The organism is Halomonas kalidii, from assembly GCF_030010475.1.
Taxonomy (GTDB): domain Bacteria; phylum Pseudomonadota; class Gammaproteobacteria; order Pseudomonadales; family Halomonadaceae; genus Halomonas; species Halomonas heilongjiangensis.
Genome location: NZ_JASCQN010000054.1, coordinates 1 through 13,381, shown reverse-complemented (window position 1 = coordinate 13,381; position 13,381 = coordinate 1). Strand labels below are relative to the sequence as shown.

Annotated in this window: 11 protein-coding genes; 7 read left to right on the top strand and 4 right to left on the bottom strand. The window is 69.1% G+C overall.

The features are described from left to right. The first annotated feature begins 132 nt into the window (after positions 1-132). The 5 genes from hemC (at position 133) to QLQ85_RS20540 (ending at position 6,195) form a co-directional block, all read left to right on the top strand. Positions 133-1,074, top strand: coding sequence for a hydroxymethylbilane synthase (hemC, locus tag QLQ85_RS20560; RefSeq protein WP_282740706.1), 942 nt, complete (start codon positions 133-135; stop codon positions 1,072-1,074). Beyond that, a complete protein-coding gene (locus tag QLQ85_RS20555) occupies positions 1,074-1,868 on the top strand; it encodes a uroporphyrinogen-III synthase (RefSeq protein WP_282740705.1) in 795 nt (264 codons plus the stop codon). Before hemC ends, QLQ85_RS20555 begins: the two co-directional genes overlap by 1 nt. Positions 1,869-1,874: 6 nt before the next feature. Continuing rightward, the gene (locus QLQ85_RS20550) at positions 1,875-3,311 is read left to right on the top strand and encodes a uroporphyrinogen-III C-methyltransferase (RefSeq protein WP_282740704.1); all 1,437 of its coding nucleotides are present in this window, start codon (positions 1,875-1,877) and stop codon (positions 3,309-3,311) included. Continuing rightward, positions 3,308-4,588: a heme biosynthesis HemY N-terminal domain-containing protein gene (locus QLQ85_RS20545; RefSeq protein WP_282740703.1), complete on the top strand. Its 1,281-nt coding sequence runs from the start codon at positions 3,308-3,310 to the stop codon at positions 4,586-4,588. The genes QLQ85_RS20550 and QLQ85_RS20545 overlap by 4 nt, the downstream gene beginning before the upstream one ends. 245 nt (positions 4,589-4,833) lie before the next feature. Next, positions 4,834-6,195 (top strand): NCS2 family permease, encoded by a 1,362-nt coding sequence (locus QLQ85_RS20540; RefSeq protein ID WP_282740702.1) that lies wholly within the window; start codon positions 4,834-4,836, stop codon positions 6,193-6,195. Between the two features lie 79 nt (positions 6,196-6,274). On the opposite strand, the gene ybiO is transcribed toward QLQ85_RS20540, so the two are convergent. Further along, positions 6,275-8,617, bottom strand: coding sequence for a mechanosensitive channel protein (gene ybiO, locus QLQ85_RS20535; RefSeq protein ID WP_407650427.1), 2,343 nt, complete (start codon positions 8,615-8,617; stop codon positions 6,275-6,277). A 286-nt stretch (positions 8,618-8,903) separates the two neighbouring features. On the opposite strand from ybiO, the gene QLQ85_RS20530 reads away from it, so the two are divergent. Both QLQ85_RS20530 and crcB read left to right on the top strand, forming a co-directional pair. Further along, a complete protein-coding gene (locus QLQ85_RS20530) occupies positions 8,904-9,302 on the top strand; it encodes a fluoride efflux transporter FluC (protein ID WP_282740700.1) in 399 nt (132 codons plus the stop codon). Positions 9,303-9,310: 8 nt separating this feature from the next. Further along, positions 9,311-9,709: a fluoride efflux transporter CrcB gene (gene crcB / locus QLQ85_RS20525; RefSeq protein ID WP_282740699.1), complete on the top strand. Its 399-nt coding sequence runs from the start codon at positions 9,311-9,313 to the stop codon at positions 9,707-9,709. Positions 9,710-9,737: 28 nt separating this feature from the next. Here crcB and pgi read toward each other — a convergent pair whose 3' ends face one another. The 3 genes from pgi to pyk form a co-directional block, all read right to left on the bottom strand. After that, on the bottom strand, positions 9,738-11,417 hold the full coding sequence (pgi, locus tag QLQ85_RS20520; RefSeq protein WP_282740698.1) for a glucose-6-phosphate isomerase: 1,680 nt from the start codon (positions 11,415-11,417) through the stop codon (positions 9,738-9,740). Between the two features lie 46 nt (positions 11,418-11,463). Further along, positions 11,464-11,943 carry a methylglyoxal synthase gene (locus QLQ85_RS20515; RefSeq protein ID WP_282740697.1) on the bottom strand — a complete coding sequence of 160 codons (480 nt, stop codon included), beginning with the start codon at positions 11,941-11,943 and terminating at the stop codon, positions 11,464-11,466. Next, positions 11,936-13,381 (bottom strand): pyruvate kinase (pyk, locus tag QLQ85_RS20510; RefSeq protein ID WP_282740696.1); only part of this gene is annotated, 1,446 nt, incomplete at its 5' end. The genes QLQ85_RS20515 and pyk, both read right to left, overlap by 8 nt.

Below are 13,381 nucleotides of genomic sequence, written 5' to 3'. Positions count from 1 at the left end.
AAAGGTCACGATTTTTCCTGCCCCGCCGGGTGCTTTATGATGGGGGCAGTCCGAATCATCGTCGCCGGCCGCCAGGGCGGCACTATCTGCTGAGCAGGGTCAGCCGCCAGGGCCCGGTACTGGGAGAACCTCGTGCACGCCATCACCACGCTGCGTATCGCCACCCGCAAGAGTCAACTGGCCATGTGGCAGGCCGAACACGTCCGTGACCGCCTGATGGCGGCGCATCCCGGCCTGGAGGTGGAACTGGTGGCCATGGCCACCCGCGGCGACAAGATCCTCGACACTCCCCTGGCCAAGGTCGGCGGCAAGGGCCTGTTCGTGAAGGAGCTCGAGGAGGCCATGCTCGACGGTCGCGCCGACATCGCCGTGCACTCCATGAAGGACGTGCCGATGCACTTTCCCGAGGGGCTCGGCCTGTCGGTGATTCTCGAGGGCGCCGAACCCACCGACGCCTTCGTCTCCAACCGCTATGCTTCCCTCGACGAGCTGCCCGAGGGGGCGCGGATCGGCACCTCCAGCCTGCGGCGCGGGCTGCAGATGCGCGAGGCGCGTCCCGACCTCGAGATCCTCAGCCTGCGCGGCAACGTCCAGACGCGGCTGGGCAAGCTCGACGCCGGCGAGTTCGACGCCATTCTGCTGGCCACCGCCGGCCTGCGGCGCCTGGGGCTGGGCGAGCGTATCACCATGGAGCTGCCGCCGGAGGTCTGTCTGCCGGCCTGCGGCCAGGGCGCCCTGGGCATCGAGTGTCGCATGCACGACGCCGAGCTGATCTCGCTGCTGGCCCCGCTGGACGACCCGGCCACCGCTACCCGGGTGCGGGCCGAACGGGCCATGAACACGCGGCTGGAGGGGGGCTGCCAGGTGCCCATCGCCGGTCATGCCATCTTCGAGGACGATGGCCAGACCCTCTGGCTGCGCGCCCTGGTGGGCAACCCCGACGGCAGCGAGGTACTGCGTGCCGAGGGGCGCGGCTCGCTTCACGAGCCCGAGGCGCTGGGCATCCGGGTCGCCGAGGAGCTGCTCGACCAGGGGGCCGGCGAGATTCTCGCCGAGGTCTACGGCGCCGGTTGATGACGGACCGGCCGGTTCTGATCAGCCGCCCCGGGGCGCGGGGCGAGGTGCTGGCCGAGGCCATCGCGGCCAGGGGGTTGCCGGTGATGCGGCTCGAGGTCATGTGCCTGGAGCCGTTGTCCGAGACCCCGGCGATGCGTACGGCCTGGCTGGACATCGATCATTTCCACAAGGTGGTGGTGGTGAGCCCCTTCGCCGCCGAGTGCCTGGCCGAGGCGCTCGACCGCTACTGGCCGCAACTGCCGGTGGGCCTGGCCTGCTACGCGGTGGGCGCCGCCACCGCCGCCACCCTTCACCAACGACTCGGCGTGCGGGTTCGCGTGCCACCGGCGGATGCCGGCGAAGACACCAGCGAGGCGCTGCTGCGCCTCGCGTCGCTGCAGCGCCTCGATGACCAGCGCGTGCTGCTGGTGGCCGGCGAGGGCGGACGTCCCGTGCTCGCCGATACCCTGGCGTCACGTGGCGCCCGGGTGAGCCGCCTGGCGGTCTACCGCCGCCTGCCGCTCGACCCCGCACCGGCCGGTCGAGCGCGGCTGACCCGGGGTGACTATCGGGCGCTGGTGGTCAGCAGCGGAGAAATCCTCGAACATCTGGCAAGATGGTGCGGCGACGCCGCTTTGAACCAACCGCTAATCGTTTCCAGCGCCAGGTTGGCTACACTGGCCGGCACACTGGGGTTTCGCGCCCCTGTCGTGGCGCCCGGTGCCACGCCGGCCGCTCTCGCGGCGGCGGTGGCCGAAGCCTGCGACCCGGAGGATGCCGATGTCGATCAAGACGATCTCGAAAAGGGCTAGCGACAGATGAGCAAGCAATCAAACGACCAGGACGACCAGCAGAAACCGTCCGACGCAGCCCAGGGCGGCGCGGAATCGACGACTCCGGGCAACCAGGCCGATACGGCGGGCAAGGGTCGCTCGCGCCGCCGTGGCAAGGGTGGCCAGCCAACGGCCCCGGCCGCCGGCGGCTCGTCTTCCTCGGCGGCCGCCGACAGTACTGCGCCGCCGACGACCCCGTCGTCATCCGAGGCCGGGGTCTCCACCAGCAAGAGCGAGCCGCCCCGTCAGTCGACGACGACGGCCAAGCCCGCCGAAACGCCCGGCACGGGCGCCGGCAAGGAGCCGCCGAAGCCCGCCGGCAGCGGGGCGGGTGGCGGTGCCAGGCCGGCCTCCCCGACCGCCGGCGGCTCGGGCGGCGGCAAGGCCGGCCTGCTCGCCCTGGTGCTGGTGATCGTGCTGGCGGTCGCCGCGCTGGTGTTCGGCTGGCAGGCGTGGCAGAAGCTCGACACCCAGCAGCGACGCCTCGCCGAGCTGGAATCGCAGTCGGCGAGCCAGGACGGCCTGGCCGAGCTGGAGAGTCGCCTCGACGCGGGCGAGAGCGAGCGCGACGCGGCGCTGGAGAACGCCATCGACGAGCTGCAGGGCGACTTCGCCAGCTACCGCGGCGAGGTGGACGATACCCTGGACCGGGTACTGGCCGAACTCGCCAGCGAGCAGGAGACCGACGAGCGCGACTGGCTGCATGCCGAGGCCGCCTACCTGCTGCGCCTGGCCAACCAGCGCCTGCAGCTGGAGCGTGACGTCGAGGGCGCCGCGGCGCTGCTGCGCACCGCCGACGAGCGCCTGCGCGAGGCCGACAACCCGGCCCTGGTGCCGGTGCGCCGCGAGATCGCCGCCGAACTGGCCGCGCTGGACGCGGTGCCGCGGGTCGATCGCACCGGCCTGTGGCTGGCGCTGAATGCCCAGCAGGAGCAGATCGCCCGTCAGCCACTGGGCCAGGACATCGAGGAACAGGTCGCCCGCTCGAGCATCGAGGTGGCCCCCAGCGGCGGCTGGCAGCAACAGCTGTCGCGCTTCGGCCAGGAGCTCAAGTCGCTGGTCACCGTGCGTCATCACGACGCGGCCCTCGAGGCGCTGATCACCCCGGAACAGGAGTCCTACCTGCGCCAGAGCGTGCGCCTGGTGCTGGAGCAGGCCCAGCTGGCGCTGCTCAAGGAGGAGCAGGAGCTCTTCGAGGCCAGCCTCGACAAGGCGCTGACCCTGATCGACGGCTACTATGACACCGACGCCAGCGGCGTCCGTTCGGTGGCCTCGCGGCTCGAGGCGCTCAAGGGCGAGGCGATCCGCCCGGAGCTCCCCGACATCAGCGGTTCCCAGCAGGCCCTGGCCGGTTTCATCGAGCGTCGCTTCGAGACGCGTAGCGCCAGCCAGGGCAACGGTGCCCAGGGAGACGACGCATGAGAAAGCTGATCCTGATCGTCGTCCTGGGCCTGGCGCTCGGTGCGCTGTTCGGCCAGCTGATGATGTCGGTGCCGGGCTACTGGCTGGTGCGAGTGGGCGACACCTCGTTCCAGACCTCCTTCTGGTTCGGCCTGATCCTCCTGTTGGCGGCCTTCGTGGTGCTGCACTTCGGCCTGCGGGTGCTGATGCGCCTGAGCCGGCCGATGAGCCGCTTCAAGGTGTGGAACAGCCGCACCCGCAACCGCAATGCCATGAAGCGGACCGTGCGCGGCCTGGTGGCGCTGGCCGAGGGACGCTGGAAGCGTGCCGAGAAGTCGCTGGTCAAGGCCGCCGACGACTCCAGCACGCCGCTGGTCAACTACCTCTCGGCGGCCCTGGCCGCCCATTACCAGGGGCGCTACGACCAGGCCGACACGCTGCTCAAGCGGGCTCACCTGAGTACCGAGGGGGCCGACACCGCGGTGGGCATGATGCAGGCCCAGCTGATGCTCGACCGCCAGCAGTACGAGGAGGCACTGGCGATCCTCACCCGGCTCGATCGCCAGCTGCCCAACCACCCACAGGTGCTCAAGCAGCTCAAGCAGGCCTATCTCAGCGTCAGCGACTGGGACGGCCTGCGCCGCCTGATGCCCCGCCTCGGCGCCCAGCAACTGATCTCGCGCCAGGAGCGCGAGCAGCTCGAGCTGCGTGCCTACCGCGAGTTGATCATCCGTGAGGCGCGCGACGGAGGCGATATCGAGCGAGTGCGCAACCTCTGGGCCGACATGCCCGATCATCTGCGAGGCCATACCGAACTGGTCGTGCTCTACGCCGAGGCGTTGGTGCGCGGCAACCAGGAGCCCATCGCCGAGCGCTTGCTGCGCCACTCCCTCAAGGAGCACTGGGATAGCCGCCTGGTGCTGCGCTATGGCCTGCTCAACGTGGATGCGGCACGCCAACTGGTCTATGCCGAGAAGTGGCTGCAGGAGCGGCCCAACGATCCCGACCTGCTGCTCACCCTGGGGCGGCTGTCGTTGCGCAACGCCTACTGGGCCAAGGCCCAGGAGTACTTCGAGGCGAGCCAGCGCCAACGCCCCAGTGGCGTGGTCTGTGCCGAACTGGCGCGGCTCTACGCCAACCTCGGCGAGCACAACAAGAGTCAGCTCTACTACCGCCAGAGTGTCGAGCTGCTCGACAAGTCACTGCCGTCGCTGCCCCAGCCCAGCGAGGTCGGCGAACCGGGTGCGGGCGGCGGCAAGTCTCGGGGCAAGGCGAAGGAGGGCGGCGGCAAGGCCTGACCCGGGGGCGCCGCCCACCTGCCAGTGATCCCTCTTATGCGGGGCGCCTTTCGGCGCCCTTTTTGCTGCCCGGCCACCTGGTATTCAGGTGTTATCTCTTTTTGTATACCAATGTCGTACTCCAGGTGTTGTCCAATTGGTCAAGAATTGCCTACCCTGTGGTCGTATCCCGAGGAAACATCGCCGCGTGATGTTGCCCTCGGGGCTTTCGACAACAGGCTTCGACAACAACAATGGGCTCCACCATGGAACAGACTTCAACCGTCCCATCAGACCGTTACGCTGAAAGTGGCGAGGAACACTGGATCGGTCGCTACTTCGGTGTGCGCCGTCGTGGCTCCACCTTGCGTACCGAGGTGCTCGCGGGTGTCGCCACTTTCCTGGCATCGATGTATATCATCGTCGTCAATCCCGCGATCCTCAGCGATGCCGGCATTCCCTTCTCGGCGGCCCTCTCCGCCACCGTCCTGATCAGCTTCCTGAGCAGCCTGGCCATGGGGCTCTACGCCCGCAACCCCATCCTGGTGGCGCCGGGCATGGGCATGAACGCCCTGTTCACCTATACCCTGGTGCTGGGGGCCGGGCTCTCCTGGGAGGTGGCCCTGGGCTGCGTGTTCTGGTCCGGGGTACTGTTCGCCACCCTGGCCATGTTCAACGTGCGCAAGGCGATCATCGTGGCGATCCCGGCGTCGCTGCGCTATGCCATCACCTGTGGCATCGGGTTGTTCATCACCTTCATCGGCTTCAAGAACGCCGGTTTCATCGTCGGCAGCGACGCGACCCTGGTGACCCTGGGCAGCTTCGATGCCAGCCTGCTGATCTTCTTCATCGGGATGATGGCCACGGCGATCATGGTGGTGCTGCGCTTCAACGGCGCGCTGATCCTGGGCATCGCCCTGACCACCCTGCTGGCCGCGCCGATGGGGCGGCTGTGGGGCGAGGAGGTGATGGTGCAGTGGAGCGGCCTGGCCGCCTGGCCCGACTTCAGCGCGGTGATGCAGGTGGACATCTGGGGGGCGCTGAAGGTGGCCTACCTGCCGTTCATCTTCGTGATGCTGTTCACCAACTTCTTCGATGCGCTCTCCTGCTTCATGGCGCTCTCCGAGTCGGCGGACCTCAAGGACAAGGACGGCAACCCGCGCAATCTCAAGCGCTCCATGACGGTGGACGCCTTCGCCTCGATGATCGCCGCGCCGCTCGGCACCAGCGCCGCCCAGACCTTCATCGAGTCCGGCGCCGGGGTCGCCCAGGGCGGGCGTACCGGCCTGGTGGCGGTCACCATCGCGCTGCTCTTCCTGCCCTTCCTGTTCCTCTCGCCGCTGCTGTCGCTGGTGCCCGGCATCGCCACGGCGCCGGCGCTGGTACTGGTGGGGTTGTTCATGCTGGCGCCGGTGGCGAAGATCGACTGGAGCCGGGCCGACGAGGCCTTCCCGGCGTTCCTGGCGATCATCCTGATGCCGCTGACCTACTCGATCACCCTGGGGATCGCCTTCGGCTTCCTCGGCTTCGTGATGATCAAGCTCGGCACCGGTCGGTGGCAGGAGATCAGGCCGGCCATGTGGGTCTCGGCGGCACTCAGCGTGGTGATGCTGGCGACCACGCACTGACGAGGCGGAAACGCCGGGTCCGCAACGACGGCGGGGCTGCCCCATGGCAGCCCCGCCGTCGTCGGTGATGCCGGTGGCATCAGTCCTCGTCGAAGTCGCCCCTGAATACGGGGTTGGGCTTGGCGCGCGGGTCGTCCTCCGACGCGCGGCTGCTTTCGCCGGAACTCGGCTGGCCGCCCGGGCGACCGTCGATGTCGAAGCCCTGCTGCATGACGCGCAGGTTCGCCGGCGGTGCCTCGGCTTCCTTGCCGACCCCGAAGTAGAGGGTGGTGTGGGGGAAGGGGATCTCGATGCCCTTGGCGTCGAAGTGCAGCTTGACCAGGCGATTGTAGGCACGGCCGGTGGCCCACTGGGTGCCGGGCGTGGTCTTGATGCGCACGCGGATGTTCACCGAGCTGTCGGCCAGGGCGACGACACCGGCGACTTCCAGCGGGGCGAGGATGTTCATCTTGTGGTCGTCGCTGGCGGCCAGTTCGTCGAAGGCCTCGCGCAGGGCGACGATCGCCTCGTCGATGCTCTCGCGGTAGGCGATGCCGTACTCGCCGACGTGGTAGCCGAACTCGCGCATGTAGTTGGAGACGGTGTCGACGCTGGAGAAGGGCACGATGTGGTAGGTGCCGTTGAGGTCGCGGATACCCACCGAGCGGATGCTGAGGCGCTCGGCGGTGCCGGTGATGCCGCCCACGGTGACCACGTCACCGGTGTTCATGGCGTTCTCCACCTGGATGAAGATCCCGGTGATGATGTCCTGCACCAGCTTCTGGGCGCCGAAGCCGATGGCCAGGCCCAGCACACCGGCACCGGCGATCAGCGGCCCGATGTTGATGCCGATCTCGGCCAGCACGATCATCGCCGTCATGGTGATGATGGTGATCGCCAGGGCGTTGCGGAACAGGGTCAGCAGGGTCTGGGTGCGGGCCGAGGGCACACCGCCGCCGGTCTCGGGGTTGAGCTTGTGCTCGATCAGGCTGGCCAGGCCCAGCCAGGCGGCCACGGCGATCGCCAGGATCACCGCCACGCTGACCAGCTTGCCGACCAGGCCGCGACCGGCCTCGGAGGCGTACCAGGCCGCCAGGTCGAAGGCGTCCCAGGCGCTGAGCACCACCATGACCACCACGATCAGGATGATCGTGCGGATCACCCGCAGGGCATTGGGCACGTAGCTGTTGAGGCGCGGCTCGAGCAGCGGCAGCTTGCGGCGCAGGTCCTCGGAGAGGGTGATGCGCCGGCCGATGGTCTGGCTCAGCAGGCTCGAGAGCAGCATGCCGACCACCACCGCAGCGAGGGTCTTGAGGGTGGCGAAGAGCACGAAGGGCAGGGCGTCGGCGGGGCGAGTGAGGGTCAGCACCAGCACCATCAGGAAGTAGGCCAGGGCGAACAGGTGCCAGGTGCGGGCGAACAGCTGCAGCGAGACCCGGCTGGCGGCCATGGTCGCCTGGTTGGCCTTGACATCGATGGCATCACGCAGGCGCAGGCGGTTCTTGAGCACCACCGCCACGGCATAGACGAAGGCACCGAACATGATCAGGGTGGCGATGCCCTGACCCAGGGCGGGGGCAAGATAGGCGTTGATCAGCGGTACCATCACCATCAGGCCGTAGCCGACCAGGCCGATCAGCCGGGCGATCCAGCGGTTCCAGTAGGAGGCCTCGGCGGCGGTGATCGGCAGCAGTCGCAGCCCCTCGTAACGGGACGAGAACAGCATGCGCACCGCGGCCTTGAGCAACTCGATGACCAGGAAGGCATTGAGGAACAGCGAGGCGCGGGTCGAGAGCTCGCCGGTCTCGCCGATGGCGAAGGTGGCGATCAGGTTGCCGCCCACGTAGGCCAGCGCCACGACCAGGACATCCACCAGGGCGGCCAGGGCCACGCAGAGCACCAGGCGCAGTACCGGCGTCAGGCCGGCACCGTTGAGCGACCACTGGCTGATGCCGGTGAACAGCGGCTTGACCAGGCGGCGGAAGCCGACGAACAGCGCGAAGGTGGCCAGGATCACCAGGCCCAGGTTGATGGCCGCGCTGGTGAAGGCCGCCGTGTCGAAACTGCCGTCCCCGCCACCCAGCCGGCCGGTGAACAGTGCCCCGACCACGCCGACCAGGTTCTCGAACTGGTCGCCGACATCGCTGACGATGCGGCTGGTGGCCTCGGCCAGCTGGCGCGGCAGTGAAGGCTCGGCTTCGGGCGTGGCGGAAGGTGGCGTTGCCGTCTCGGGGCGGGGCGCCGGGCTGTCGCCGGCCAGGTCGCGCAGCCGGTCGATCAGTTGCTGGCGGGCCTGCTCGTCCTCGAGGAGCTCGGCCAGGGTGGCGTAGGCGGCCGGGTCGCCGCCGTCTTCGGCCTGCTGGGCCTGGGCGGGGCCGGTGAACGCCACCAGGGCGATCAACAGCCAGCCGAGGGTCAAGGATAAGGCTCGCATGGGATTCACGCTGTGACCTCCGTTTCTGGGCGTGGTATCGAGGGTGGCATCAGGGGGGTGTGACCATGGGCCGGATGATACGGACTTTGGGCGATGATCACGACCCGCGGCCAGGGCAAGGCCCGGGCAGGGCGCAGCCATGTACGATATTTGTACATTAACAGAAAATTGTGCCATTGTTGTAGCGTGGTCGTTCACCCGCACGACCCCTGCCAGGTAAGCATGCGATACACTTGGACCACCCACTCGTGGGTGGTCTTTTTTTATGGCGGGTGCCGAGGGCAGGGAGGCGCACATGAGTATCGGCCTGACGGGCCTGCTGCTGGTGGCCGGTGGCGGGGCCCTGGGCGGCATGGGGCGCCTGGCCCTTGCCAACCTGGTGGCCCGCCGCCTGGGCGCCGCCTTCCCCTGGGGGACCCTGGCGGTCAATCTCAGTGGTGCGCTGCTGATGGGGCTGCTGGCGGGCGTGCTGGGGCCGTCGGCACCCGGTGGCGCCGGGCCGCTCTGGCAGCTGCTGGCGATCGGACTGCTCGGCGGCTATACCACGGTGTCGTCGCTCAGCCTGCAGACCCTGACGCTGTGGCAGCAGGGGCGCATCCACGCCGCCCTGGCCAATCTGCTGGTGACCCTGATCGTCGGCCTCCTGGCGCTCGGGCTCGGCTGGTGGCTGGCGCTGGTCTGGTGGTCGGCATGAGTGGCGGCATGATCGCCTGGCGCGCCTATGCGGCGGTGGGGCTCGGCAGTGCGCTCGGGACCGCGCTGCGCTACCTGGTTTCGCTGGCGATGCCGGGCCTCGCCGGGCCTGCCTTTCCCTGGGCGACCCTGGCGGTGAATGCGCTCGGTTCCTGGCTGATCGCCGCCTTCGCCGCCTACGCCGCGCGGCGCACCAGCGGGCGAGTGGCCCGCTGGCAACCCTTCCTGGTGGCCGGCTTCTGTGGCGGCTTCACCACCTTCTCGCTGTTCGGGCTCGAGACGCTCCAGTTGCTCGAGCAGGGCCGGGCGGGCCTGGCGCTTGGCTATGTGCTGCTCAGCGTGGTGCTCTGGCTGGCCGGGGCCTGGTCGGGCCATCGCGTCGGGCACCGCGCCGCGGCGCGGGCCTGACGCCACCCGCAATCGGGCAGGCGAGGGCTCAGCCCTTGCGGCCTCGCTTGCCGGCCTTGCCCCCGCCGGCGCGGGCGGTCGCTGCCGGCTCGGCCGCGGCGTCGCCATGCCCGAGCCCCTCTTCCCGGAAGTGCCCCCGCACCAGGGCCAGCAGCCCCTGGGTCGAGGCATCGAAGTCCTGGCTGTGCTCGTCGATCCGCTCGCTGATCTCGCCGGCGATGCGCTTGCCGAGCTGCACCCCCCACTGGTCGAAGGAGTTGATGTTCCAGATCACCCCCTGGACGAATACCTTGTGCTCGTAGAGCGCGATCAGGGCGCCGAGGTTCTTCGGCGTCAGCTCGTCGAGCAGCAGCACGCTGGAGGGGCGATTGCCGGGGCAGCTGTAGGGGTCGAGCCGGCTGCCGCTCTGGCTGCCCTCCATGAAGGCGTTGGCCTGGGCCAGCATGTTGGTGAGCAGCGCGAAGTGATGGTCTTCCACCCCCGGTTCGGGCTTCAGCGAGGCGATGAAGTCGATGGGCACGTAGCGGGTGCCCTGGTGCAGCAGCTGGAAGAAGGCGTGCTGGCCGTTGGAGCCGGTCTGCCCCCAGACGATGGGGCCGGTCTTGTAGTCGACGGGGTGGCCGAAGATGTCCACCGACTTGCCGTTGGATTCCATGTCGAGCTGCTGGAGGAAGGAGGGCAGCTGATGCAGTGCCTGGTCGTAGGGCACGATGGCCTGGGTCTCGGCGCCGACGAAATTGATGTACCAGATGCCGATCAGCGCCATCAGCACCGGCATGTTCTCGCGGAAGGGCGCGGAGAGGAAGTGCTGGTCCATCTCGTAGGCGCCCTCGAGCATCTCGATGAAGCCGTCGAAGCCGATGGAGAGCGCGATGGGCAGGCCGATCGACGACCACATCGAGTAGCGCCCGCCGACCCAGGCCCAGAACTCGAAGACGTTCTCCTCGCGGATGCCGAACTCCATGGCCGCCTGGCGGTTGGTGGAGGCGGCGATGAAGTGGGCGCCGACGTCGGCGTCCTCGCCGGCATTGTCGAGGAACCAGCGGCGTGCGGTCTTGGCGTTGAGCAGCGTCTCCTGGGTGGAGAAGGTCTTGGTGGAGACGATGAACAGGGTGGTGGCCGGGTCGAGGCGCTTGAGCACCTTCTGGATATGGGCGCCGTCGACGTTGGAGACGAAGTGGAAGTTGAGCTCCGGGTGGCGGTACTTGAGCAGCGCCCGGCTGGCCATGTTGGGGCCCAGGTCGGAGCCGCCGATGCCGATGTTGACCACGTCCTTGATGCGCTCGCCGCTGTAGCCCTTCCACTTGCCGCTGCGCACGGCCTCGGAGAACGCCCGGATCTGCTCGCGGGTGCGCTGGATCTCCGGCATCACGTCCTTGCCGTCGACCATCAGCGGTCCCTCGCCCTGGTTGCGCAGGGCGGTATGCAGCACCGGGCGGTCCTCGGTGACGTTGATGATGTCGCCGGAGAACATCTGGGCGCGGCGCTGCACCAGCGCCGAGTGGTCGGCCAGCTCGAGCAGCTTGTCGAGCACGGCGCCCGAGATGGCGTGCTTGGAGTAGTCGAGGAACAAGCCGCCGACGCGCAGGCTCATCTTCTCGAAGCGCTGCGGGTCGGCGGTGAAGTAGTCGCGGATACGGTCGTCGGCGGTCTGCTCGTGCAGGCGCTTCAGGGCCTGCCAGGTGACGCTGCGGGTGAGCTGGAACATGGTGGCCTCACATCTCGTGGCGTTATGCGTTGTCGTAATAAGGGTGTCATTCGCCGGTGCGGCTGGCGATCCAGGCCCCGGCGTCGGGGATGGCCATCTCGTAGGCCCGGGTGAGCCAGGGCGAGCTGATCAGGAAGTCGGCGCTGGCGGCGTTGCACGCCACCGGGATGTTCCACAGGGCGGCCAGGCGCAGCAGCGCCTTGACGTCGGGGTCGTGGGGCTGGGGGGCGAAGGGGTCCCAGAAGAACACCAGCAGGTCGAGCTTCTGCTCGGTGATCAGGGCGCCGATCTGCTGGTCGCCGCCCAGCGGGCCGCTCATCAGCCCGGTCACCGGCAGCGCCAGGGTGTCGGCGACGCGCCGGGCGGTGGTGCCGGTGCCGATCAGTTCGTGATCGGTCAGGGTCTCGCGCCAGCGCGTGGCCCACTCCAGCAGTTCCTCCTTCTTGCCGTCGTGGGCGATCAGCGCGATGCGCTTGCGCTCCGGCAGGGTGCGGCGCACGCTGCGCCGCGGGCGTGGCTCAGTCATGGTCTCCCACCTCGAGGATCTTCAGGGTGTTGGTACCGCCATGGGCGTTCATGTGATCGCCCCGGGTCAGGATGACATGATCGCCGGGCTCGGCAATGCCTTTCTCCACCAGCAGCGCCAGCGCCCGCTCGTTGACCTCGGTGGCGCTCATCTCGCTGGTGTCGAAGGGCAGCGAGACCACGCCGCGATAGAGCGCCATGCGCCGCTGGGCGATGGGGCTGTGGCCGAGGCCGACGATCGGCAGCCCCGAGCGGATCCGCGAGGCGATCAGCGGCGTGTAGCCGGAGGCGGTCATGCAGGCGATGGCGGCCACCCCGGCGAGGTGGTTGGCGGCGTACATCGCCGACAGGGCGATGGTCTCGTCGATCTGGGTGAAGCCCTCGTGGATGCGGTGCCCCGACTCCTGGGCGATCCGCTCGCGCTCGGCGCCCAGGCACACCCGGTCCATGGCCTCGATGGTCTCCACCGGGAAGTCGCCGGCGGCGGTCTCGGCCGAGAGCATCACCGCGTCGGTGCCGTCGAGCACGGCGTTGGCCACGTCGAACACCTCGGCGCGGGTCGGCAGCGGCGACTCGATCATCGATTCCATCATCTGGGTGGCGGTGATCACCGCGCGGTTGAGCGCCCGGGCGCGCTTGATGATGCGCTTCTGGATGCCGATCAGCTGGGCGTCGCCGATCTCCACGCCGAGGTCGCCGCGGGCCACCATCACCGCCTCGCTGGCCTCGATGATGCCGTCGAGGGTCGCCTCGTCGGCGACGGCCTCGGCGCGCTCGAGCTTGGCGACCAGGCCGATCTCCTTGCCCGCCTCGCCCAGTAACGCCCGGGCCTCGCGCATGTCGGCGGCGCTGCGCGGGAAGGACACCGCCAGGTAGTCGACGCCGATGTCGATGGCGGTCTCCAGGTCGGCGCGGTCCTTGTCGGTGAGCGCCGGGGCCGAGAGCCCGCCGCCCTGCTTGTTGATGCCCTTGTTGTTGGAGAGCCGGCCGCCGACCACCACCGAGGTGTGGATCAGGTGGTCGGCGACGCGGTTGACGTCGAGCACCAGGCGGCCGTCGTCGAGCAGCAGGCGGTCGCCGGGGACCACGTCGTCGGCCAGGGTCTTGTAGTCGCAGCCGACCCGGGTGGCGTCGCCGGCGTTGGCGTCGAGGGCCATGTCGAGGACGAAGGGTTGGCCCTCCTCGAGGTCCACGGCGCCGTCGCGGAAGCGGGCGATGCGGATCTTGGGCCCCTGCAGGTCGCCGAGTGCGGCGACGCTGCGGCCCAGGCGCGCGGCGATCTCGCGCACCGCGGTGAGGCGGCGGCGGTGGTCGTCGGCACTGCCGTGGGAGAAGTTGAGGCGCACCACGTCGACGCCGGCGGCGATCATCGCCTCCAGCACGCCGTCGCGGTCGCTGGCCGGGCCCAGGGTGGCGACGATCTTGGTGCGGCGGATGGG

Coding starts and splice junctions, on each gene's coding strand:
- QLQ85_RS20550 (WP_282740704.1), top strand. CDS start 1,875: ATGAGCAAGCAATCAAACGACCAGGACGACCAGCAGAAACCGTCCGAC.
- QLQ85_RS20515 (WP_282740697.1), bottom strand. CDS start 11,943: ATGACTGAGCCACGCCCGCGGCGCAGCGTGCGCCGCACCCTGCCGGAG.
- QLQ85_RS20545 (WP_282740703.1), top strand. CDS start 3,308: ATGAGAAAGCTGATCCTGATCGTCGTCCTGGGCCTGGCGCTCGGTGCG.
- QLQ85_RS20530 (WP_282740700.1), top strand. CDS start 8,904: ATGAGTATCGGCCTGACGGGCCTGCTGCTGGTGGCCGGTGGCGGGGCC.
- pgi (WP_282740698.1), bottom strand. CDS start 11,417: ATGTTCCAGCTCACCCGCAGCGTCACCTGGCAGGCCCTGAAGCGCCTG.
- QLQ85_RS20540 (WP_282740702.1), top strand. CDS start 4,834: ATGGAACAGACTTCAACCGTCCCATCAGACCGTTACGCTGAAAGTGGC.
- crcB (WP_282740699.1), top strand. CDS start 9,311: ATGATCGCCTGGCGCGCCTATGCGGCGGTGGGGCTCGGCAGTGCGCTC.
- QLQ85_RS20555 (WP_282740705.1), top strand. CDS start 1,074: ATGACGGACCGGCCGGTTCTGATCAGCCGCCCCGGGGCGCGGGGCGAG.